The 19,670-nt window shown below is 71.0% G+C and carries 20 protein-coding genes and 5 pseudogenes; 15 read left to right on the top strand and 10 right to left on the bottom strand.

The genetic code is table 11. The annotated features are described in order from the left end of the window. Window positions 1-37 precede the first annotated feature (37 nt). The 4 genes from ACFYZ8_RS09355 to ACFYZ8_RS09340 all read left to right on the top strand — a co-directional run bounded on the left by ACFYZ8_RS09355 (window position 38) and on the right by ACFYZ8_RS09340 (window position 3,184). On the top strand, window positions 38-751 hold the full coding sequence (locus ACFYZ8_RS09355; RefSeq protein WP_388530985.1) for a HEPN domain-containing protein: 714 nt from the start codon (window positions 38-40) through the stop codon (window positions 749-751). A 292-nt stretch (window positions 752-1,043) separates the two neighbouring features. After that, on the top strand, window positions 1,044-1,877 hold the full coding sequence (locus ACFYZ8_RS09350) for a universal stress protein (RefSeq protein ID WP_388530988.1): 834 nt from the start codon (window positions 1,044-1,046) through the stop codon (window positions 1,875-1,877). 136 nt (window positions 1,878-2,013) lie between these two features. Continuing rightward, a complete protein-coding gene (locus tag ACFYZ8_RS09345) occupies window positions 2,014-2,634 on the top strand; it encodes a hypothetical protein (protein WP_388530991.1) in 621 nt (206 codons plus the stop codon). Between the two features lie 289 nt (window positions 2,635-2,923). Continuing rightward, a complete protein-coding gene (locus tag ACFYZ8_RS09340; protein ID WP_388530993.1) occupies window positions 2,924-3,184 on the top strand; it encodes a universal stress protein in 261 nt (86 codons plus the stop codon). 47 nt (window positions 3,185-3,231) lie between these two features. On the opposite strand, the gene ACFYZ8_RS09335 is transcribed toward ACFYZ8_RS09340, so the two are convergent. The 3 genes from ACFYZ8_RS09335 to ACFYZ8_RS09325 all read right to left on the bottom strand — a co-directional run bounded on the left by ACFYZ8_RS09335 (window position 3,232) and on the right by ACFYZ8_RS09325 (window position 5,023). Continuing rightward, window positions 3,232-3,642 (bottom strand): pyridoxamine 5'-phosphate oxidase family protein, encoded by a 411-nt coding sequence (locus ACFYZ8_RS09335; protein ID WP_359028639.1) that lies wholly within the window; start codon window positions 3,640-3,642, stop codon window positions 3,232-3,234. Window positions 3,643-3,905: 263 nt separating this feature from the next. Continuing rightward, complete coding sequence (locus ACFYZ8_RS09330) at window positions 3,906-4,514, bottom strand: CBS domain-containing protein (RefSeq protein WP_359028523.1); 609 nt, start codon at window positions 4,512-4,514, stop codon at window positions 3,906-3,908. 107 nt (window positions 4,515-4,621) lie between these two features. Then, window positions 4,622-5,023, bottom strand: coding sequence for a hypothetical protein (locus ACFYZ8_RS09325; RefSeq protein WP_359028524.1), 402 nt, complete (start codon window positions 5,021-5,023; stop codon window positions 4,622-4,624). Window positions 5,024-5,360: 337 nt separating this feature from the next. Between ACFYZ8_RS09325 and ACFYZ8_RS09320 the strand changes: the two genes are divergently transcribed. The 5 genes and pseudogenes from ACFYZ8_RS09320 to ACFYZ8_RS09300 all read left to right on the top strand — a co-directional run bounded on the left by ACFYZ8_RS09320 (window position 5,361) and on the right by ACFYZ8_RS09300 (window position 9,116). Then, window positions 5,361-7,109: a GAF domain-containing protein gene (locus tag ACFYZ8_RS09320; protein ID WP_388530997.1), complete on the top strand. Its 1,749-nt coding sequence runs from the start codon at window positions 5,361-5,363 to the stop codon at window positions 7,107-7,109. 112 nt (window positions 7,110-7,221) lie between these two features. Further along, complete coding sequence (locus tag ACFYZ8_RS09315; RefSeq protein WP_388531000.1) at window positions 7,222-7,662, top strand: hypothetical protein; 441 nt, start codon at window positions 7,222-7,224, stop codon at window positions 7,660-7,662. A 117-nt stretch (window positions 7,663-7,779) separates the two neighbouring features. Continuing rightward, window positions 7,780-7,905 (top strand): annotated as a pseudogene (locus ACFYZ8_RS09310) (proton-translocating transhydrogenase family protein); the annotation flags it as partial. A gap of 76 nt (window positions 7,906-7,981) precedes the next feature. After that, window positions 7,982-8,236, top strand: a complete 255-nt coding sequence (locus ACFYZ8_RS09305; RefSeq protein ID WP_388532146.1) for a hypothetical protein — start codon at window positions 7,982-7,984, stop codon at window positions 8,234-8,236. Further along, window positions 8,233-9,116: pseudogene (locus ACFYZ8_RS09300) on the top strand (NAD(P)(+) transhydrogenase (Re/Si-specific) subunit beta). The gene ACFYZ8_RS09305 and the pseudogene ACFYZ8_RS09300 overlap by 4 nt, the downstream one beginning before the upstream one ends. Window positions 9,117-9,220: 104 nt before the next feature. On the opposite strand, the gene ACFYZ8_RS09295 reads toward ACFYZ8_RS09300, so the two are convergent. Beyond that, window positions 9,221-10,105, bottom strand: a complete 885-nt coding sequence (locus ACFYZ8_RS09295) for a universal stress protein (protein ID WP_359028527.1) — start codon at window positions 10,103-10,105, stop codon at window positions 9,221-9,223. 183 nt (window positions 10,106-10,288) lie between these two features. Between ACFYZ8_RS09295 and ACFYZ8_RS09290 the strand changes: the two genes are divergently transcribed. The 3 genes and pseudogenes from ACFYZ8_RS09290 to ACFYZ8_RS09280 all read left to right on the top strand — a co-directional run. After that, on the top strand, window positions 10,289-10,960 hold the full coding sequence (locus ACFYZ8_RS09290; RefSeq protein ID WP_388532092.1) for a CBS domain-containing protein: 672 nt from the start codon (window positions 10,289-10,291) through the stop codon (window positions 10,958-10,960). Between the two features lie 116 nt (window positions 10,961-11,076). Beyond that, window positions 11,077-11,499, top strand: coding sequence for an Hsp20/alpha crystallin family protein (locus ACFYZ8_RS09285; protein WP_359028528.1), 423 nt, complete (start codon window positions 11,077-11,079; stop codon window positions 11,497-11,499). A 242-nt stretch (window positions 11,500-11,741) separates the two neighbouring features. Continuing rightward, a pseudogene (locus ACFYZ8_RS09280) lies at window positions 11,742-11,819 on the top strand (MBL fold metallo-hydrolase); the annotation flags it as partial. A gap of 389 nt (window positions 11,820-12,208) precedes the next feature. On the opposite strand, the gene ACFYZ8_RS09275 reads toward ACFYZ8_RS09280, so the two are convergent. Beyond that, window positions 12,209-12,721 carry a universal stress protein gene (locus ACFYZ8_RS09275; protein WP_388531004.1) on the bottom strand — a complete coding sequence of 171 codons (513 nt, stop codon included), beginning with the start codon at window positions 12,719-12,721 and terminating at the stop codon, window positions 12,209-12,211. A 141-nt stretch (window positions 12,722-12,862) separates the two neighbouring features. Then, entirely contained in the window at window positions 12,863-13,498 is a 636-nt protein-coding gene (locus tag ACFYZ8_RS09270; protein ID WP_388531007.1) for a DUF4389 domain-containing protein, read from the bottom strand. On the opposite strand from ACFYZ8_RS09270, the pseudogene ACFYZ8_RS09265 reads away from it, so the two are divergent. After that, window positions 13,452-13,759, top strand: a pseudogene (locus ACFYZ8_RS09265) (glycoside hydrolase family 65 protein); the annotation flags it as partial. The gene ACFYZ8_RS09270 and the pseudogene ACFYZ8_RS09265 sit on opposite strands and share 47 nt — an antisense overlap. Window positions 13,760-13,993: 234 nt before the next feature. Here ACFYZ8_RS09265 and ACFYZ8_RS09260 read toward each other — a convergent pair. Both ACFYZ8_RS09260 and ACFYZ8_RS09255 read right to left on the bottom strand, forming a co-directional pair. Continuing rightward, entirely contained in the window at window positions 13,994-14,509 is a 516-nt protein-coding gene (locus tag ACFYZ8_RS09260; RefSeq protein WP_388531010.1) for a DUF2231 domain-containing protein, read from the bottom strand. Window positions 14,510-14,643: 134 nt separating this feature from the next. Next, window positions 14,644-16,656, bottom strand: a pseudogene (locus ACFYZ8_RS09255) (heavy metal translocating P-type ATPase); the annotation flags it as partial. Here ACFYZ8_RS09255 and ACFYZ8_RS09250 point away from each other — a divergent pair. Further along, window positions 16,588-16,896, top strand: a complete 309-nt coding sequence (locus ACFYZ8_RS09250; RefSeq protein ID WP_389049775.1) for a universal stress protein — start codon at window positions 16,588-16,590, stop codon at window positions 16,894-16,896. The pseudogene ACFYZ8_RS09255 and the gene ACFYZ8_RS09250 sit on opposite strands and share 69 nt — an antisense overlap. A gap of 122 nt (window positions 16,897-17,018) precedes the next feature. Here ACFYZ8_RS09250 and ACFYZ8_RS09245 read toward each other — a convergent pair whose 3' ends face one another. After that, window positions 17,019-18,023, bottom strand: coding sequence for an Acg family FMN-binding oxidoreductase (locus ACFYZ8_RS09245; protein WP_359028532.1), 1,005 nt, complete (start codon window positions 18,021-18,023; stop codon window positions 17,019-17,021). Window positions 18,024-18,155: 132 nt separating this feature from the next. After that, window positions 18,156-18,857, bottom strand: coding sequence for a response regulator (locus ACFYZ8_RS09240; RefSeq protein ID WP_388531013.1), 702 nt, complete (start codon window positions 18,855-18,857; stop codon window positions 18,156-18,158). Between the two features lie 225 nt (window positions 18,858-19,082). Between ACFYZ8_RS09240 and ACFYZ8_RS09235 the strand changes: the two genes are divergently transcribed. Next, complete coding sequence (locus ACFYZ8_RS09235; protein WP_388531015.1) at window positions 19,083-19,661, top strand: hypothetical protein; 579 nt, start codon at window positions 19,083-19,085, stop codon at window positions 19,659-19,661. Window positions 19,662-19,670 lie beyond the last annotated feature (9 nt).

The following is a 19,670-nucleotide window of genomic DNA, read 5'->3' as shown; positions in this document are numbered from 1 at the left end:
GCCTCCTCCTTTCCCTCTGTCACCTGCTGTGGAGGACATGGCATCGTTCCTGCTCTCGTGGCTGGAAGTGGCTCGCCGCTGCTCGGTCCCGTTGGACGCGGTAGAGCCCCGTCCGCGTTCGGGATCCCTGCAACTGCAGTTCCTGGACGTCGTGAACGCCGCGGAAACCCTGCACCGTGCCCTGCACGCCGACCCGACCGAGTACCCCTTCGCGGAGCGCGTTCGCAAAGGCCTTGAACAGTCGGAGATCACGTTCACGTCCCGTGAGCGACGGAATGTCCGCGACGCGATCAAGTTCACGGAAGTGACGCTGGAGCAACGCCTCCTCGCTCTGGCCGAGGGCCTTGGCCCAGACGTCTGCGCATGGCTGTTCGCCGGGACCGTCCGCCCCTGGGCCTTCGTCACCGCGCGCATCCGCAACGTGCTCAGCCACGGTTTCTCAGCATCCGACGGCGTCCATGAAGAGCCTGGCGCGCTTGCCGGAGCGCTGCGCCTGACGGAAGCGGTGATCACACTCCGGCTTGTCACCGAGGCGGGCCTGCCTTCCGGCGCAGACCTGCTTGCCCGGCTCGACCGACACCGCGGCCTGCGCTCGCTCTCGAAGCAGACGGTCGCCGACTGGGACGCACTGGCACACCGGATCAGTCCGCAGCAGTGGGCTCTGCCGGATCCCGGCCCTCAACTCGCCATCGGCAATGCCGAAGCCATGGAACAGGGGACGGATCCAACTACTCCGGTGCGCCCCGCGTAACTGCGGGGGAGCAGAGGTGTTACTGCCCTCGCCGGGGGTGAACGGCGACAGATTCCCTCTCGGTGAGCCAGCGCGCGTCGGGTCTCTCCCTTTTCTCTTCGTCCGTGACGGGACGACGCCTGGACCGTACGGCCCCACAAGAAGGGGCCGTACGGCGTGTCAGCAGGTTCCCGTGGCCCCTGCCCCGGTTCGTCCGCGCAGGACGAGCATCGCCAGCGGAGCCGTTGTGCGCATGGGCGGCCCCTTCCCGCCGAACGCCGTGAGCACGCAACAGTCAGAAGGGAAACGGAACATGACTCTCCATCATGTGGTCGCCGGAGTGGACGGTTCGCTGGTCTCCGTCCGGGCGCTGGACCTGGCCGCAGACGAAGCCGCGCGCCGCGGTGCCGAACTGCGTGTCGTGTACGCCGTGCCCGACAGCGACGAGGCGGGACCCGTCCTGGCATCCGCGGTCACGCGCGTCCGTGAGCGTCACCCCGCGCTGCCGGTGGTGACCAAGGACGCCGTCGGCGGTCCGGTGCGCACGCTCGTGCGTGAGAGCGAGAGCGCGGATCTCACCGTCGTGGGGACCCGGGGCATGGGCGGCTTCGCCGGCCTGCTGTTCGGCTCGGTGAGCCTGCGGCTGGCCGCGCAGGTGCACGTCCCGTTGCTGGTAGTCCGCGGCGATCACCCGTGCGACGGCGGCCGGCACGTGCTGCTCGGCCTGGAGGACGACAGCGACGAGGACACGGCGCTCTACGCCTTCCAGGAGGCCGAGCGCCGCGGTGTCCCGCTGAGCGTCCTGCACTCCTGGACACACCGGCACGTCACCCCCGAACTGCCCTCACTGGTCCCGGGGACGAGCCCCGGCCAGAAGCAACTCGCCCAGCAGGAAAGGGCAGAGGACTCCGTTCCGCGCTTCAGCCTGGCCCGGCTGAGCGAGCGGCACCCCAGCATCCAGGTCGAGAGCCGCACGGTCCGCACCGGGCCGGCGCACGCCCTGCTGGAGGCCACGCGCGACAGCGCCGTCGTGGTCGTCGGCGCGCACCACCGCACTCACCGGTTCGGCCCGCGGCTTGGCCCGGTGGCGCACACCCTGCTGCACCGCTCCCACTGCCCCGTGGTCGTGGTGCCCACCGCCAAGTGACCCGGCAGACAGGGCCGTCCGGGCCCTCGACCGGGGACCTGCAGTCCCTCTACCGCCACCGCCCCTCGCGAGACATTGAGGGCGCAACGAGAGTCGTCGAATCCCAAGCGTCGTTCCCTCGAAAGGGATGAGCATCATGGCAGTCCACAACCACCCCCAACACCACCCGCGATTCCGCTTCCCGTCCTTCCACCGGACCGCAACGGCACAGGCCGCCACCGACACGACGGCGGCGACCACTGCGGCGCGTGCCTACGCGTTCGCGTCGCTGCGTCTGCTGACGGGGTTCGTCTTCCTGTGGGCGTTCCTGGACAAGACGTTCGGGTTCGGTTACGCGACTCCGTCCGGCAAGGGCTGGATCGACGGCGGCTCGCCCACCAAGGGTTTCCTGAGCTCTGTGGCGGCCGGCCCGATGGAGTCCACATTCCATGACTGGGCCGGTGCAGGCTGGGCGAACTGGCTGTTCATGCTCGGTCTGCTCGGTGTCGGCATCGCGCTGGTCTCCGGTGTCGCGCTGCGACTGGCCGCTGTAGCCGGTACGGCGATGATGGCGCTGATGTGGATCGCCGAATGGCCGCCCGCGCAGCACCTGTCCGACGGCACGCTGAGCATGTCGTCCAACCCGTTCGCGGACTACCACCTGATCTACGCCGTCGTGATCATCGCCCTCGCGGCGGCGGGCGCCGGTGCCACGTGGGGTCTCGGCAAGGTCTGGGCCACGCTGCCCATCGTCCGCGACCACAACTGGCTGAAGTAGACAGCCGGATGCCCGTCGCGACCGGGGCGCCACCGCCAACTGGCGGTGGCGCCCCGGTCGTTCATGCGCAGCCGCGAAGCGTCACCTTCGGCCTGGACGGCTCGGCCGAACGCCTTGCCGCTGCGGACTGGGCCGCCGCCCGCGAGACGGCTTTGCGCTGTGACGTCGTACTCCGTCTCGAGCGGTGCGAACTCCACGAGCCGTAACCGAGTTCACCTCGAAGCGGCCGAGCATGGCGCCCCCACCCTGCGGATCGTGCACGACTGGAAGGAGCCGTCCGGTCCGCCCGATGCCGCTGCCGAGCCGAAGCGGGGGGCCGCTGATCGACCTACTGAGGGCGTGGCGGGACAAGCTCCCGGGCGTCGAGGTGATCGAGGAGGCCGCGGTCGGGCAGGCCGGTACACGCCTGGCCGATGTGGCACGTGACGTCTCGCTGTTCGTCATGGGCCACAAGCACCGGGGCTGCCCGCTTGGCGCGCTCGTCGGCCCGGTGACCCATGCGGTCCTGCGCGGCGCTGATGCGCCCGTAGCGGTGGTTCCTCACGGCTGACGCGTACATGGCCGTGCCCGCCCGGGCGGGCACGGGAGAGTCAGGTGTCAGGCTTCGGCCGACTGGTCGACGGGGACGAGCAGGAGCCCGGTGATCAGGTCCGGGTGGATACGGACCGCGTAGTCCATCGGCTGCCGCACCCAGGGATACAACAGCGCCTGATAGCGGGCCAGTTCGCGGGCGTCGGTGACCAGGTGGGCGTATCCCGTGACCACCACGCTCCAGCCGAGGCGCGTGTCGGGGTCGATGGCGTCCGCTTCGTAGGCCACGACGACCCCCGGGCCGTCGGCTTGGAGGGTGTGTGAGGTCAGGGCCGCGCCTTCATGCGTACGGATGACGATGTTGCCGTCGTCCACGATGTGGTTCACCGGGCGGATGGTCGGCAGTGCCTGCCGGGTGAAGGCGATCCTTCCCAGCGGCACGCTGCCCAGCAGCCGCAGTGCCTCCGTGCCGTCGATCTCGACGGTCCGGCGCGGCGGCTCCGCGGCGACCGGCTGCTCTCGGTCCGGGGCCCCGGGAGGCCTCCCTGCAAGTTCGTCACTCACTGGTCGATGTCTCCGGCCGACGCTCCACCCGGACGCCCTGATGGCGGTCGGTAGGTGGGGTGTCTGTGTTTGATCAGGCCATTTGAGCCGCCCCGGTACCCGTCGGGCTAGGGCCGTTCGGCCCTGTGCTGTGTCCGCTCGGCCCTTTGCCCCTGACGCCTCCGTGCGGGCGGCGGTCAGTCGTCGACGCGGTGGGTGAGACCGTTGACCATTCCGGCGACGCCCTCCAGCTGCCACACCGCCCTGATCGCCTTCGGGACGTCGCTACGGCGTTCCACCGGCCCGGTCAGCGTGACCAGACCGTCCCGGACGAGCACCGTGACGGCGTCGGGCGCCAGACCGAGGGCGCCGACCATGACGTCGTCGATCACCTCACGGCGGACGTCCTCGTCCGTACGGAGGAAGACCCGGAGCAGATCGCGGCGGGTGGCGATGCCGATCAGGCGGTCCTCCTCGTCCACCACAGGCAGCCGCTCGATGCCATGACGTTCCATCACCCGAGCGGCGCCCGGGACGGGCTGCTCCGGGTGCACCGTGACCGCGGGCGTCGACATCAACTGTTCCGCGGTGCCGGCACGGCCCTCGCCGACGTCGGCCCGGTGCGCCTGCTCACGCACCAGATCGGTTCCGGAGATCACTCCGATCACCTTGTCGTCGTCATCGACTATGGGCACCCCGCTGATCCGGTGCCGCTCCAGCAGTCGGATCACTTCCCTGAACGATGTCGTGGGATGCGCCCGGACGACGTCACTGGTCATCACTTCACCGACGGTGCGGGATTTCACGGCACTTTCTCCTTCACCTGCGCCGGAGGGGAACAGCCTCCCCACTGCGATGCCGGGAGCGGCCGTTCCTCTCGTGCCGGGCGACGGGCCGTCGCCCGGAGCATGCCTCACAGATCCTGCCGACCGTCCGCCGGGCCGCCGCGCCACGGGGGCGGGGTGGCCGACCTGCGGGCTGTGTCCTCACGGTGAACGGCCCGGTCCAGGCGGCTGCGCAGCCGGTCCTGCAACCGGTCCGCGAGCTCGTGCGCGCTCGCTTCCCGCGCATGGACGACGAGGAGCTCGCGCCCCACCCGGATCTCGGCCCCGGCCGACCACGGCTGCTCGGCGTGGTGCGCCGCGGCCCTGGTGATCCGCACCTCGCCGCCGACGGGAGCGAGCCCCGGGCGGTCGAGGACCGCGCTCAGCTTGGCCCGCAGGTAGGTGAGTGCTTCCTCGTCCACGTCCCCCTCGGTCCGTACCTGTACGGCGGCGGGGGAAGGGATGTGGCTGCCGGCGTCCTTGAGCGTCATCTGCTCCACTCCTTTGATCGTTCGTCAGCAGTTCCAGACTGGCCCTGGTGCCGAGGGCGCACACAGGGCCGCCCGGCCCTGCGTGCGGGCCAGTGGGTCCCCTTTCCGTGTCGTCGGACCAACTGGTCAAGGACGGCATCGAGCGGAGCGGTCAGGCGGGCATCGCCGCTCAGGACGGGTGCCGCCCGGAGACGAGGGCCGCTGATCGAGTCCTCGGGTTCCGGAACATCTCTCCAGGTACTTGATCCCCGTATCCTCACCGGCGTGGGGCGGCTACCGTGGCACATGACCGGAGCGGTGGGCCGGCGGTGTGTTGAGGGGATCTGGAGGATCACCAGTGGGAAGCCCTGAGGAGTCCCGGGTGGCTCGGGTCCGGCTGCCGCAGCTGAAGATGGACGAGCTGCTGGAGGAACTGCAGGCCCGTCTGGACATCGCTCGGGGTACGCGCGACCGGGTGCACAGTCTCCTGGAGGCGGTGCTTTCAGTCGGCCGGGAGCTGGACCTGGAGCAGGCCCTGTACAGCATCGTGGAGGCGGCGGCGGTTCTGGTCGACGCCGAGTACGCCGCGCTCGGCGTGATCACCCCGGACGGCAAGGCACTGTCGGCCTTCCATACCGTCGGCGTCACCGAGGAGCAGATCGCCGAGATCGGCCCCTATCCACAGGGCCACGGCATCCTGGGCGAGCTGATCCGCCACCCGGAGCCGTTGCGGCTCGCGAAGATCTCCCAGCACTCCGCCTCGTACGGCTTTCCGCCCAACCACCCGCCGATGAACAGTTTCCTCGGTGTCCCGATCCGCGTACGCGACCAGGTATTCGGGAACCTGTACCTGACCGAGAAACGCGGAGGTGGGCAGTTCGACGAGGACGACGAGTCGGTCCTGTCGACCCTGGCCGTCGCGGCCGGTGTCGCGATCGACAACGCCCGCCTCTACGAGGAGTCCCGGCTGCGCGAGCGCTGGCTTCAGGCCAACGCCGAGATCACCCACAGCCTGATGTCCAGCGGCGCGCGCACCGACGTCCTCGCCCTGATCGCCGAGCGGGCCGGCGAGATCACGGGATCGGCCCTCGCGGTGGTGGCGCTGCCGATGGAGGACACCGGATCGCTCGCCGTGGAGATCGCCGTCGGGATGGACGCGGAGGCGCACCAGGGGCTCATCCTGTCCATGGACCGCAGCCTGATGGGGCTTGCCTTCGCCCGCGCCGCCCCCGTCACCAGCGCGGACGTAGGAAACGACGGTCGCATCTCGCTGGATCCACCGCGCTTCGGAGGACTCGGTCCTGCCGTGGCCGTGCCCATCGGTACGGCAGAGGCTGGTGTGCGCGGCGTCGTCCTGCTGGCGCGGGAGGCCGGGCGGCAGCCCTTCTCAGCCACGGAGACCGAGACCCTTCAAGACTTCGCCGCCCAGGCCGCCGTCGCGATGGAACTGGCCGACCACCGTCGGGACGCGGCGGAGATCGCTGTTCTTCAGGACCGCGACCGCATCGCCCGCGACCTGCACGACCTGGCTATACAGCGGTTGTTCGCCACCGGCATGACCCTGCAGAGCGCCGGCCGCTTCATCGAGCACGAGGAGGCCGCCGAACGCGTGGCGCGGGCGGTGGATGACCTGGACGAGACCATCAAGATCATCAGATCTACGATCTTCGGCCTGCGGGCGCGTGACGGCGGCGCCGGGACGGGACTTCGGGCTCGTGTCGTGCGCGCGGCCGGCGAGGCCTCTGCGGTGCTCGGCTTCGCGCCCAGCGTACGGATGGAGGGACTGGTCGACACCGACGTGCCCCGGGAGACCGCCGACCACGTGATCGCCGTGCTCTCCGAGGCGCTGACCAACATCGCCCGGCACGCCCAGGCCGGCCGCGCCGACGTCGCCCTGGTGACCGACGGCCGCGAGGTGCGCCTGACGGTCACCGACAACGGGGTGGGCGTACCGGCCGAGGGCCGACGCAGCGGGCTGCGCAACATGGAGGAGCGGGCCCGTCAACTGGGCGGAGACCTGGAGTGGACCACTCCGCAGGGCGGCGGCACCGCGCTCGTGTGGAAGGTACCGGTGACCGGGAAGCAGGCGCCTGCTCCGCCACCGTAGATCGTTCCTCCCCAGCCCTGGCCGGACCGCGAGCACCGAACGTCATGCGGTTGCTGCATCCCCATGCCCGGCGCACCGGCGACCGCTCCGGAGAAGGCATGTGGGAGGTTCGATGCGAACTCCCGTCACCACCTCGGCACCCGCGCTGTGCACGGCACACGAGCAGTTCGTGACCACGCCCGGAGTGTTGCCGCAGACGCGAGACCTCGTCGCCGAGTCGTGGCGACGCTGCACTCTGCGCGGCGTACACCCCGACGGCAGTCGGCCGCTGCGCGCGACCGCTGCGGAACTGGCCGCGTACCGACGCACCCGTCCACTGGCCGCGGCGCTGCCCCTGTTCCGGGAACTACTGGGGGACGGTGCCGCCGGCGACGGACACGTCTTCGCAGTCGCCGACACCGACGGCACCCTGCTGTGGGTCGAGGGCGTCACCGCGGCGATCGAACGCGGTGAGCGAATGTACTTGGCCGAGGGAGCCGTCGGGTCCGAGGCCCGTTCGGGAACCAACGCCCCAGGTACGCAGTGGAGTTGGGGCGCCCTGTCCAGATCGTGACCGGTGAGCACTACAGCTCCGCCGTGCACGCCTGGTCGTGCGTCGCCGCCCCGGACGTGACCCGTCCACCGGACGCGTCCTCGGCCTCTCCGGCGGCGGCACCATCGCCACATCCTCATGAACAACCTCGACCTCCTCACCGCGATCACCGTCTTCGTGCTGAGCGTCCTGGTCGGCATCGAGGTCATCACCAAGGTCCCGGCGACCCTGCACACCCCGCTCATGTCCGGTTCCAACTCGGTGTGTTCAAGGCCCGGCCCACCGCCGGCACCCCGGACAAGGTCAGCACCGAGACACCGGACAAGGAGGTGCGACCGCCATGGACACCGTCTCCAACGCCGTCCACTGCGTCTTCCTGATCGCCGCCTGCTTCGTGATCGGCCTGCACCTGATGAACCACCGACGCACGGGCCGCCGCGGCAACACACTCTCCGCCGGGGCGATGGCCGTCGCGATCGTGGCGACGGTGTGGCTCGTCGTCCACGAGGGCCCAGAGCCGGCCGGCTCGTTCTGGTCAGTGGCGGTGTCGTCGGCACCTCGCTCGGCCTGTGGGCCGCACACGGGATCAAGATGACCGCCATGCCTCAACCGGTCAGCATCTTCAACGCCGTTGGCGGTGGCGCCGCCGTCATCGCGGTCAACGACCTGCACCAGGCCGACCATCCGGCCGCGACGGGCGCACGTGTCTCGGTCCGGGGCGCCCTGAGCATCGTCATCGGCGCGGTCACCTTCTCCGGCTCGCTGGTCGCGGCGGGCAAGCGCCAGGGCCTCGTGGCCGGCTCTCCGGTGGTGTTCCCAGGGGCGCGCCTGCTCAACGTGCTGCCCCCGGCGTCCTTCGCCGTCGGCACCGTCTGGCTGGTGCCGGCCCCGGACTCGCTCATTGCCCTGTACGGATTCGTCGTCGTGGCTTTGCTGTTCGGCGTGACGATCGTCCTGCCGATCGGCGGCGCCGACATGCCGGTGGTCATCGCCCTGCTGAACGCGTTCACGGGGTCGGCGGTCGCCATGGCGGGCTTCGTCCTCAACGAGACCCCCTGATCATCGCGGGCATGCTCGTCAGCTCCTCGGGCGGCATCCTCACCAAGCCGATGGCCGACGCCATGAACCGGTCCATCATGAACATCGTGATCGGCGGCTTCGGCACCGTCGACAGCGCTCCGGCGACGACCGGATCCGGGGCTCCGGCCCAGTTGCGCGCCCTCTCGGCCGACCACGTGGCGATCCAGCTCGCGTACGCGCGCAAGGTCATCTTCGTCCCCGGGTACGGACTCGCCGCCGCCCAGGCACAGCACGAACTCGCCGACCTGGCCAAGCTGTTGACCGAGCACGGCGTCGAGGTCAGCTACGCGGTCCACCCAGTGGCCGGAGGTATGCCGGGACACATGAACGTGCTCCTGGCTGAGGCCGACGTGCCGTACACACAGCTCAAGGAGATGGACGAGGGCAACCAATGACGTGACCAACCCGATCGCCCGCCGCCCTGGCAACGCGATCTCCGGCATGCGGAATGTTCCTCACCGACGCGGAGAAGGGGCTGACCGAACCCCGGCGGTGCTTTTCACTCGTGCGGGACGATCGCGACCGGGCAGCGGACGTGGTGAATCACCGCGTGGTCGACCCGGCCGGTGTGCGCGCCGACCTTGGCCGGTCGGTTGCGGCGGCCGACGACCAGCAGACCGGCGTCTGCGGCAGCGCCCTGGATCAGGTGCGCTGCATGGTCGTTCGCCACGCGCTCATGGACCTCGACTGTCGGATACTTCTCGCGCCACGGTCCGAGGACCCTGGCCAGGTCCCGCTCGGCGTCGTCCTGCGCGCTCGTGTTCTTCGCTCCGGGCCCCGGCGAGATCGACTGCTGCCACGCATGCACCACACGCAGCGGTGCGGACCGCAGAGCAGCGCTCTCGAAGGCGAACGCGAGAACCTCCTCGCACGGACGCGCCGTGTCGACGCCCACCACCACGTCGCGGTACGCCGTACGGGCCGACGGCGCGCCGTCGGAGCCGGGCATCCGCTCGCTCTCGGGGGTCTCGTCGGCACGGACCAGTACGACCGGCCGCGACGCGTGGGCCACGGTGGCCAACGCCACGGAACCGGCCAGGAACCCGCCGAACCCGCTGAACGCGCGGCTGCCCAGCACCAGCAGCTCGGCCTCCGCACCCGCCGCCACGAGGGCGTCGGCCGGGGGCCGGGAGATCTGGTCGGCACTGAGACAGACCTGCGGATAGCGCTCGTTGACCCGGGCCACGGCCTCACGCAGAATCCGCCGCGCCCAGAACCGGGGCGCATCCAACTCGGGCAGCTTCGACGTCTCCGGCGACGCAGCCTCCCACGCCTGCACCAGGCGCAGAGGCATACCCCGGCGCAGTGCTTCCCTCGCCGCCCAGTCGGCGGCGGCGAAGCTCTCGCGTGAACCGTCCAGTCCTACGGCAACAGGGCGCAGCACGGTCAACACCTCCCTGCAACGATGCCCGCGGACTGGGCCGTGGGCCCTCTACCACCAGGGTCGTCGTGACCGCACAAGGGCAGGAGTGCCCATCGGGGCCGAGAAGGGGACCACTTGGCCCATGTGTCGAAATACTGCTGTGACCGAGGCTGATGGTGTCCCGTGACGACATCGGAGGACATCATGCACGGCACTCCCCACATCGTGAACGATGTGATGACCCGCACCGTCGTCGCCGTTCGACGCGACGCGGCTTTCAAGGACATCGTCAAGGCCATGCAGCGGTGGAAGGTCAGCGCCCTGCCCGTCCTGGACGACGGGGAGCGAGTGATCGGCGTGGTCTCCGAGGCCGACCTGCTGCCCAAAGAGGCGTTCCACGACGGTGACCCGGACCAGTACTCCGAACTGCGCCGCCTGTCCGACCTGACGAAGGCCGGGGCCGTCACAGCAGGTGAGCTGATGACCGCCCCGGCTCTCACGGTCCACGCCGACGCCACCCTCGCCCGGGCCGCGCGCACCATGGCCCAGACCCGGACCAAGCGGCTCCCCGTGGTCGACGACCAGGGCCTGCTGAAGGGCATGGTCAGCCGCTCCGACCTCCTGAAGGTGTTCCTCCGGGACGACGAGGACATCGCGGACGAGATCCGCCGCGAGGTCGTCGCCCGTCTGTTCCCGGAGGTGGCCGAACCGATCCGGGTGGAGGTGTGCGACGGCGTCGCCACTCTCACCGGCCGGATCCCAGACACCGCCCTCGTCCCCGTCGCCACCCGCCTGGTGCGGGCGGTGGAGGGCGTGGTGGACGTGGACTGTGTGCTCGTGGGACCACCCCGCCGTCCGGACCCCGAGCCTTTCTGAGAGCCGGAAGAAGATCGGCCGCCAGGGCCGACCGGGTCGTCCACGGGGCCGGTCGGCCCACGCGTGCGACGCCTTCGCGCGGGACGCTGGAAGTGGAAAAGAGAGGGAGGGACACCATGAGCGGCATGATCGAGCGGCTGCCTGGCTGGCCGACACTTCCCGACCTGTTCGGTTGGGTCGAGACCGGGTTCCCGGGCACGCACGTTGTTGCGGGGCTGCACCACATCCGGATCGAGGAGAACCTGACGGACGGGATGTACGTGGTGCGGGCCGAGCTTCCGGGCATCGACCCCGCCAAGGACGTCGAGATCACGGTTTCGGAAGGCGTTCTGACCCTGCGGGCCGAGCGCAGTGAGGAGACCACGGAGAAGTACCGCACGGAATTCCGCTACGGGACGTTCGCCCGCGCCCTCCGGCTCCCGGCCGGCGCGCAGGGCGACGAGGCCGCCGCCGCGTACAAGGACGGTGTCCTGACGATCACGGTCCCGGTGCCTGAGACGAAGACGGGCACCCTGACCATCCCGGTGCAGCACGGTTGAGCACACGTACAGGCCGTGTCGCGCCAGGTGTGCGCGGCCGGGGCGGTTCTCCCGGCCGCGCACATCATCGAGCCCCGCTCCTTCGACGAGAAGAGCGCCATGACCCTGAACGGAGTGGCACCGTCGGTACAGCCGGTGAAAACCCGCACCAGACCCCCACTGCTCACGTTCCTGGGCGGGGTGGGGACGGTGACCGGCAGTAAGTTCCTCGTCGAGAGCGACCACGCGCGCGTACTCGTCGACTGCGGCATCGGCTGCCCTGCGACGCCGCCGACATCGAGGCGGTTGTCGTCACCCACGCCCATCTCGACCACTGCGGATACCTGCCCAAGCTGGTGCGTCACGGCTTCCACGGCCGCATCGTGACGACCGGGTACAGCGCACGCCTCATCGAGATCGTGCTCCGGGACAGCGCCAAGCTCCAGATGGAGGCCGCCCAGCACGCCAACGACCACGGCTGGTCCAAGCACCGCCCCGCACAGTCGCTGTACGACGACGCGGACGTCGACCGCGCCCTCGGGCTCATCGACCCGGTACCGACCGGCGCGAGCACCGAACTCGCCCCGCGCACCCGCCTCACGACCACGCACCGGAGCCGACCGGCCCCACCTCGTCGTACTCCGGACGGCACTCCTCGTACCCCTCCGGCGCGAGAAGCCGGCCCGGACCCCAGGGGTCCGAGCCGGTCGGCCCTCCACCCGCTCTGGTGCTACGAGGCACCGCTCACGGCCAGTGAGGGTGAGCCGACGGCTTCCAGCGGTCCCCGGGACCGGTCCGCGACCGGCACGGTCACCACGGGGACGGTTGCGTGCCGCAGGCACTCACGTCCCACCGGACCGACCGAAGGCAGTCCGAAGTTCCCGTGCGCCTTGCGTCCCAGGGCCAACAGCAGGGCGCCGCGCGCCTGTTGGAGAAGTACGCGGGCGGGCGGCCCCTCCACCACGATGCGAAGAACAGCATCGCCGGTCCGGGGTCCCAGGGCCTCGCGCACGGTGGCGGCGAGGATCTGCGTGGCCCGTTCGCGCTCCTGGGCGAGCGTCTGGCCGACGGGCGCCGGGGCGTAGGGCGCGTGTCCGTTCGTGGACGGTTCCCAGGCGTGCACGGCGACGAGGTCCGTGTGCAGGACTGTTGCCTGCTCGGCCGCCCAGCGCAGGGCCGCCATCGACGGCTCGGAGCCGTCGACGCCCACCACGATGGCGTTGCCGTCGGTGTGTCCAGTCATGGCAGCCTCCTTGGTCGGTCTCCTGTCACCACGATGGCCCGGACACGGCGGCCGTGGCGTGGGCCGACGGGGCCGTGTCCGGGCCCGACGGGCCCTTGCCGTCCGGGCCCTGAGGGCCCTGCGCCCCCACGGGTGCCGTGCTCAGGACGCGGCTTCGGGCTCGTCACCTCCCTGGTCGAGCCGGAACGGCGGGTAGACGTCGGTGAGGAGTGCCGCGTAGGCGACCACGCGCAGCACCCACCGGTTGAGCCCGATCACCAGGTCGAACAGGCCGCGCGGGTAACGCCCAGTGGCGGCCGGCGACACCCCGGCGAATATGGCGAGCAGTGCGATGAGGCCGGCCGAGGCCCAGGGCACCTTCAGCCCGCCGAGCAGGAACGCCAGGATCAGATGGTGCGGAACGGCCAGGAGCCACCACTTCACCAGGACGAGACCGCGGGACAGCTGTTCCGGGTAGGCCACGTCCCAGTGAGCGGGGTAGTCGGGCACGTCGGCGAGGGTGAAGGGCGGGTAGCGGTCGGTGCCCAGGGCGCCGTACGCGTAGTACGCCACGCGCCAACTCCAGCGCAGCACACCGGTGTTGAAGTCGAACAGTGGGCGCGGGTAGCGGCCGGTGAACAGGATCGAGAAGAGGGCCACCACGCTCATCCCCAGGAACGCCACCCACAGGAAGAACAGGACGACGTAATGGGGGAGGGCGAGCAGCCACTTCACCGGCCACAGCCAGCGCGAGGACGTGTCCCGCACGCTCCATGTGCCCTTCCACGACGGCGTCATCAGTCAGTTCGAGGGCTACGGCGACCTTGCCGAACTCGACTGGGACGGCTACCGCGAGCAGTACGGGGACATCTGCCGCCTGGACCGGATCCTGGAGGCGGAGGGCGACACCGTCAACCGTTACGCGCCTCCAAGCAGGCCTTCAGCAGGCTGGGCCACCGGCTGGACGAGGACACGTGGCGGCGCACCGTCGACCACTACCTGTGCCGCACCAGCCACGGCTCCACCCTGAGCGGTCTGGTCGTCCGCCGGTCCCGACGGCTTCGTCGCCGGACGCGCTGGTGGCCGCCGGGGATCGTCTTCGTGATGTCGACGGGCGGTGCGGGGGAGATGGCTGCTGTCTCCCGGGCGGGAAGGTACCGAGTTTGCCGATGGTGCTCATGACATGAGGGGTGCGAGGAAGACGACGGAGGTGTTCTTGTCGTCAGCGATGTCCACCAGGTTCTGCAGGTTGCGCAGTCGGAGGAGCCAGGCCGCAAGGTCGCCTTCGTCCCGTCAGCCGCCGTTCTGCGTGGCCGTCTTGGAATAGTTGTCCTTCCAGGCTGCCTTGGCGCCCGAGTCGCCGATCCGGTAGACGTCCACCACGGCGCCGACCGCGACAGCGAGGGAAACAGCCACGACCACGCCCCGAACCAGTACCGAGGGCGACCATGAGGCCCCCGCCGCGCCGTCCGCGGCGGGGGCCGACCGGCGGGCCGTCCACCAGACGACGGCCGAGATCACGAAGAGGCCCAGAGCCCACGGGAGCAGGCCGTCGCCGAGTTCGGCGTGCTTGCGCACCAACGGGTTGCTGCCGACGTGCTGTTCGAGCCACTCTCCCGCGTGGGTGGCCACCGGCACGCTGGCCAGCGTCACGAGCGCGAGGATGGGGAGCAGCAGGCCGAGTCGGCGGGCACCCGCGGGCCAGGCCGCGCACACCACGAGTGCCAGGGCGCTCAGGGGCACGAGCACGATGACGAAGTGCACGAACAGAACGTGCACGGGTAGTCCGTTGACGACGGTGAGGCTCATGAGGGCTTTCTCCATGGGGGGTTGGCCGGAGAGTGGGCGGTACGGGAGCGTCGGAACTCTTTCACAGGGAGTTCTCAGTTCCCTCTGAGTCTCATCAGGAGCACTGGCCGCGTGGCCCCCACGGGCGGGCGGGCTCAGGGAGCGAGTGAGAAGTAGCTCTCCTCCTCCTGGCTGAAGTGCGGGCAGAGGACTGAGTGGAGCCCGTACAGGCAGGCGCGCAGGTCGTCGATTTGTTCCGGCTTCAGCGTGCCCGTCTCGTCCGCCATACGGAGGTGGGTCGTGACACGTCGGGACAGGCGGGCGATCTCGGTGTGGACCCGGCTCATTGTCTCGGTGGTTTCCGGTCCGCCGAGCTGTCTGTTCAGCGCGGGATAGAGCTGGTGTTCCTCCGCGTATTCGTGGGGGAGCAGCCGGGTGGTGAGCAGCTCGTCGACGTGGCGTACGGCGGCCAGCGATCCCGGACCGGCCTGCGCGGAGAGCAGGACGGTCCGGGATCGCGGATGGCGTCGAGGGCGTCCCGGAGGTCGTCGTGTTCGGCCGCGAAGCGGTGGATGACGTCCTCGGCGTCCGGTTCGAGAGCGGTCCGGGCGCCACGGGCCGGCAGCAGTGCGCGCAGGGCGTTGAGGATGACGGCGACGTCGATGCCTTCCTGGAGCAGGGCTCCGACGGCGGGCGGCAACCAGCCGAGGAGGGCCGCGATCATGGCGAGCAGCGACATCGCCATGCCGCCCGCGGCGCTCTGTACCGCGATCCGGCGGGCCCGTACGGCGATCTCCATGGCGTCGGCGAGGCGGTCCACACGGTCGGTCGTGAGGACGATGTCGGCGGCTTCGGAGGTCGCGGTGGAGCCGCGAGCGCCCATGGCCACGCCGATGTCGGCGGCGGCCAGGGCGGGCGCGTCGTTGACGCCGTCGCCGACCATGACGGTGACGGCCCGCGTGCGTTCCTCCTGTACCGCCGCGACCTTGTCGGCGGGGAGCTGACCGGCCCGGACGTCGTCGAGGCCCAGGACGGCGCCCACTTCGCGGGCGGGTTCGGCGCGGTCACCGGTGAGCATGAGCAGCCGGGTCAGCCCCGCCGACCGCAGTCGGCGGACCGTACGCGGGGCGTCGTGGCGCAGCGGGTCCTGGAGCAGGACGGCACCGGCGAGGGCGTCGTCGACGGTGAGCCAGGCGACGGCGGCCCCATCGAGAACGGCGCGGTTGTCCACGGCACGGGCCCAGTCGGGGAGGGCCGCCTGAGGGACATCGGACTTGCCGACGCCGACACGGAGGCCGTCCGCTGTGCCCGCGGGTCCGCGCCCTGGTTCCTCCGTGGCGTCGACGGGCATGGACAGCGTGAGGTTCCGGGCTCGTGCTTCGCGGACGATCGCCTCGGCCGGCACATGCGCGGAGACCTGGTCGAGCGATGCGGCCAGCCGCAGCACCTCGGACGGCGTCCGCCCGGGGGCGGCGGCGACCGCCAGGACGTGCGGTCGGCCGACGGTCAGGGTGCCGGTCTTGTCGATCACCAGGGTGCGGGCCCGGCCCAGGCGCTCCAGCGCCCCGCCGTCCCGGACGATGACGCCGCGGCGGGCCGCCCGGGACAATCCGGAGACGACGGCGACCGGTGCGGCGAGCAGGAGCGGGCAGGGGGTCGCCACGACGAGAACGGCGACCGCGCGGACGGCGGACCCGCTCAGCAGCCAGGCGAGAGCGGCCAGCCCATCGACAGCGGCAGGAACCAGGCCGCGTAACGCTCCGCCAACCGCACGGTCGGTGCCCGCTCCGCACCCGCGTGCTCGGCCAGTCGCACGATCTCCGCGTACGTGCTGTCCTGTGCGGTGGCGCTCGCCCGGAGTTCGAAGACACCGCCCGCGTTGACGACGCCGCTGCGTATGGGCTCGCCGGTGCCGCGCTCGACCTGGGCGGACTCGCCGGTCAGCACGGACTCGTCGAGTTCCGCCGTACCGGCCAGGACACTGCCGTCGACGGGGACCACGTCTCCGGGGCCGACCACGAGCACGTCGCCGACGACGACCTCGGCGAGCGGGACCACGGCCACGTCCTGGCCGGTCCGGCGGCGCGCCGAGCGGGGGCGTGCTCCAGCAGGGCCCGCAGGTCGTGCGAGGCCCGGCGCTCGGCAGCGGCGTCCAGTGCCCGGCCGACGAGGACTTCGCACTCGCCGAGACCTTGTCCGAGCTGCGCAAGCGGTACCCGGACGTCACCCTGCGCTGCCGTCGGCCGCAGGGCCGATCCCGCCGAGCCCTCGCCGAGGCCGGCGCGGACAGCCAGCTCCTGGTGGTAGGGGTACGTGGCCGGTCCCGGTTCGGAAGCTGCCTGCTGGACCCCGTCGGGCGGACCGCCCTGCGCGAGGCCGACTGCCCCGTCGTCCTGGTCCGCTGCTAGCCCCCGGTGGACGGCCGCAGCAGCAGAGAGTGGCCGGTGGAACACCGTCTGGTGTTCCACCGGCCACTCGCCTGTGCGGCGGACGATCGGATCCAGGGCCGTGGCCTCGGACGACGGTCACTTCACCGGGCGGCCACACCCGGCATGGCGGTCAGCGGTGCGCCCCGCTCCAATGACTGACCCGCCGTACGGCGTGGTGAGGCGGGCCCCTGCCTGCCGTAGCCGAGGCGGAGCACCATCTGTGCGTGCTCCCGTCGGCCGTCCGCGAGTTGCTCGCGCAGGTCGGGCCACTCCAGCGCCTGGTGCAGGAGCGATGCCCGCACGCCGTGGACAGTGGCCACCAGCAGGAGGCGTTCGAGTGCCTCTCCGGCGCGCAGCCAGTCCGTCCGGCGGTCGTGGAGGGTGGACAGTACGGCGATGGAGGGCCGTTTCTCGAAGGGGCGGGCGGCGAGTGCCGTCGGGTGCCGGTGGGCGCCGAAGTCCCGGACGGGTATCTGCTCCCGGGAGTCCTGCGGACCGATCGTCTCGGGTGGCATGCCGAGTGACTCGGTGTCGGGCGGGTGGACCCAGCGGCGACTCTCCACGGCCCGGCCGGTGTCCGCGATGTTGCGCCGCTCCGCCTCCCGCGTCAGCCGCAGCAGCCCGTCGGTCCGCGTGGGTCCGGGGAGGTCCAGTACGGCGCCTTCCGCGTGGGCGGCCTCGGTCAGTTCGGTCAGTACGGCGGCGGGCACCGGCCGGTCGGAGAACGGGAAGCGGCTGCTGTGCCGGCGCCACACCGCGTCGTACAACTCCGGTGCCGCCGGGAACCGTGCGATCCCGGCGAGTCGTACGGTGGCGAGCAGGTCCGGTTCGTCGGGCCGGGGGAGGCGTCGGGTCACGGGCTCCCAGCCGTGGTGGGCGACCGCGATACGCAGGTTGAACAGTGCACAGCCGACCGAGATGTGCAGGGCGCGTCCCGTCGGGTCGGTGTGGCGCAGGCCGCGTTCCGCGACGGCCCTGATCTCCAGTGTGACCGTGTCCGGGTCGAGCCGGAAGCGCCAGGGCTGGGTGTTGTGGATCGAGGGTGCGGCGACGGACGCCGCGATCAGCGTTTCCAGGGTCGGGACGTCGAGAACCGTGCTGGGCATGGGGTCTCCTCCCCGCCCCGCGCCCGAAGGCGGCCGGGCTGTTGGCTGTTCCTGCCCAGCGTGGTGCCGCCGGGAGGGCCGGAGGGAGGGGCCGTACGGCCTCTGGTTGCGCCGGACGTCCCGACGCGCGGCTCAGGCGCCGGAACGGTCGCCGGACTCGGGCTGCTCCAGATGCGAGGCGAGCACGGCGGCCTGCACCCGGCGGTGGACCCCCAGCTTGGCGAGCAGCCGGGAGATGTGGTTCTTGACGGTCTTCTCCGACAGGTAGAGCCTCTTGCCGATCTCGCGGTTGGTCAGGCCGTCCCCGATCAGCGTGAGGATCTCCCGCTCACGCGGGGACAGGCTCGCCAACTCCGGTGCGAGCTCAGGGGCTTGAGTGGGTTCGGCCCGCAGCGAGCGCATCAGGCGGGCCGTGGTCGCTGGGTCGAGCATCGACTGCCCGGAGGCGACCGTCCGAACCGCGGAGACCAGGTCGCTGCCCTTGATCTGCTTGAGCACGTAACCGGACGCGCCGGCCATGATGGCGTCGAGCAAGGCGTCCTCGTCGTCGAACGAGGTCAGCATCAGTACGGCCAACTCCGGCATCTGGTCGCGCAGTTCGCGGCAGACGGTGATGCCGTCGCCGTCGGGGAGACGGACGTCCAGGACGGCGACGTCCGGGCGTACGGCGGGGGCTCGTACCAGGGCGTGCTCGACGTTCTCGGCGTCGCCGACCACCGAGATGTCGTCCTCGGCGTCCAGGAGGTCGGACAGGCCGCGTCGCACGACCTCGTGGTCGTCCAACAAAAAGACACGGATCGGGTCCTGCGCGGTGAAGCTGCGTGCCTCGGTCATCTCGACCCCTTGTTCCCCGGAGTGTGGACGGACTGCGGGCCGTCCGTGAGCACGATCATCACGCGCCCGGCCCGGAAGCACTAGGGCCGACCGGCCCAACCGGCCCTTTCGGCGTGTCCTCATCGGCCCCCTCGCGACGGTCGGGCGGCCCATCCCCGCGGCGATCACCCGGTGGGACCGTCCTGTTGTTCTCGTCTTCATGATGCCCGTGAGGGGGTGTGACCGATGCGGAAGACCAAGTGCGTGAAGGTCCTGGGGTGGCGCTGGCGGCGCAACGAACTGCGTCGGCACAGCGACGCGGTCGAGGCATGGATCGTCCTTGCCGCCTGGGCGTTCGCGACGGCCGGTGGTGCCGTCGCCGGGGTGGCGGGCGCGCAGGCCGTCGCGAACGCCCAGGCGAGGGACGGTGCGGAGCGTCGGCCGGCCACCGCCGTGCTGCTCCGCACCGTGCCACGCGGTGCGCGCGCCGCGGCCGACTACAACCGTGTGCGGGCGGAGGTGCGCTGGACCGACGCGCAGGGCTCCGTCCGTACCGCCACGGCGGACGTGAAGGCCGGAACCGCCGCCGGCGGCACGGTGACGGTGTGGACGGACGGGAACGGCCACCTGGTGGACGAGCCCGCGAGCCCGGCCGTGGCGACGGCACGCACGGTGTTGGCCGGTACGGGGACCGGACTGGCCGGCGGACTGTTCGTGCTCGCGGGTGGTCGTCTGATCCGGCTGCGGGTGGAGCGGCGGGCCACCGACCGGTGGGGCGAGGAGTGGGAGCTGACCGGGGAGCGCTGGGGGCGCAAGGCCGGCTGAGACGCCGTT

The organism is Streptomyces sp. NPDC001668 (assembly GCF_042893155.1).
Classification (GTDB): domain Bacteria; phylum Actinomycetota; class Actinomycetes; order Streptomycetales; family Streptomycetaceae; genus Streptomyces.
This window is presented reverse-complemented; position numbering and strand designations above follow the sequence as displayed.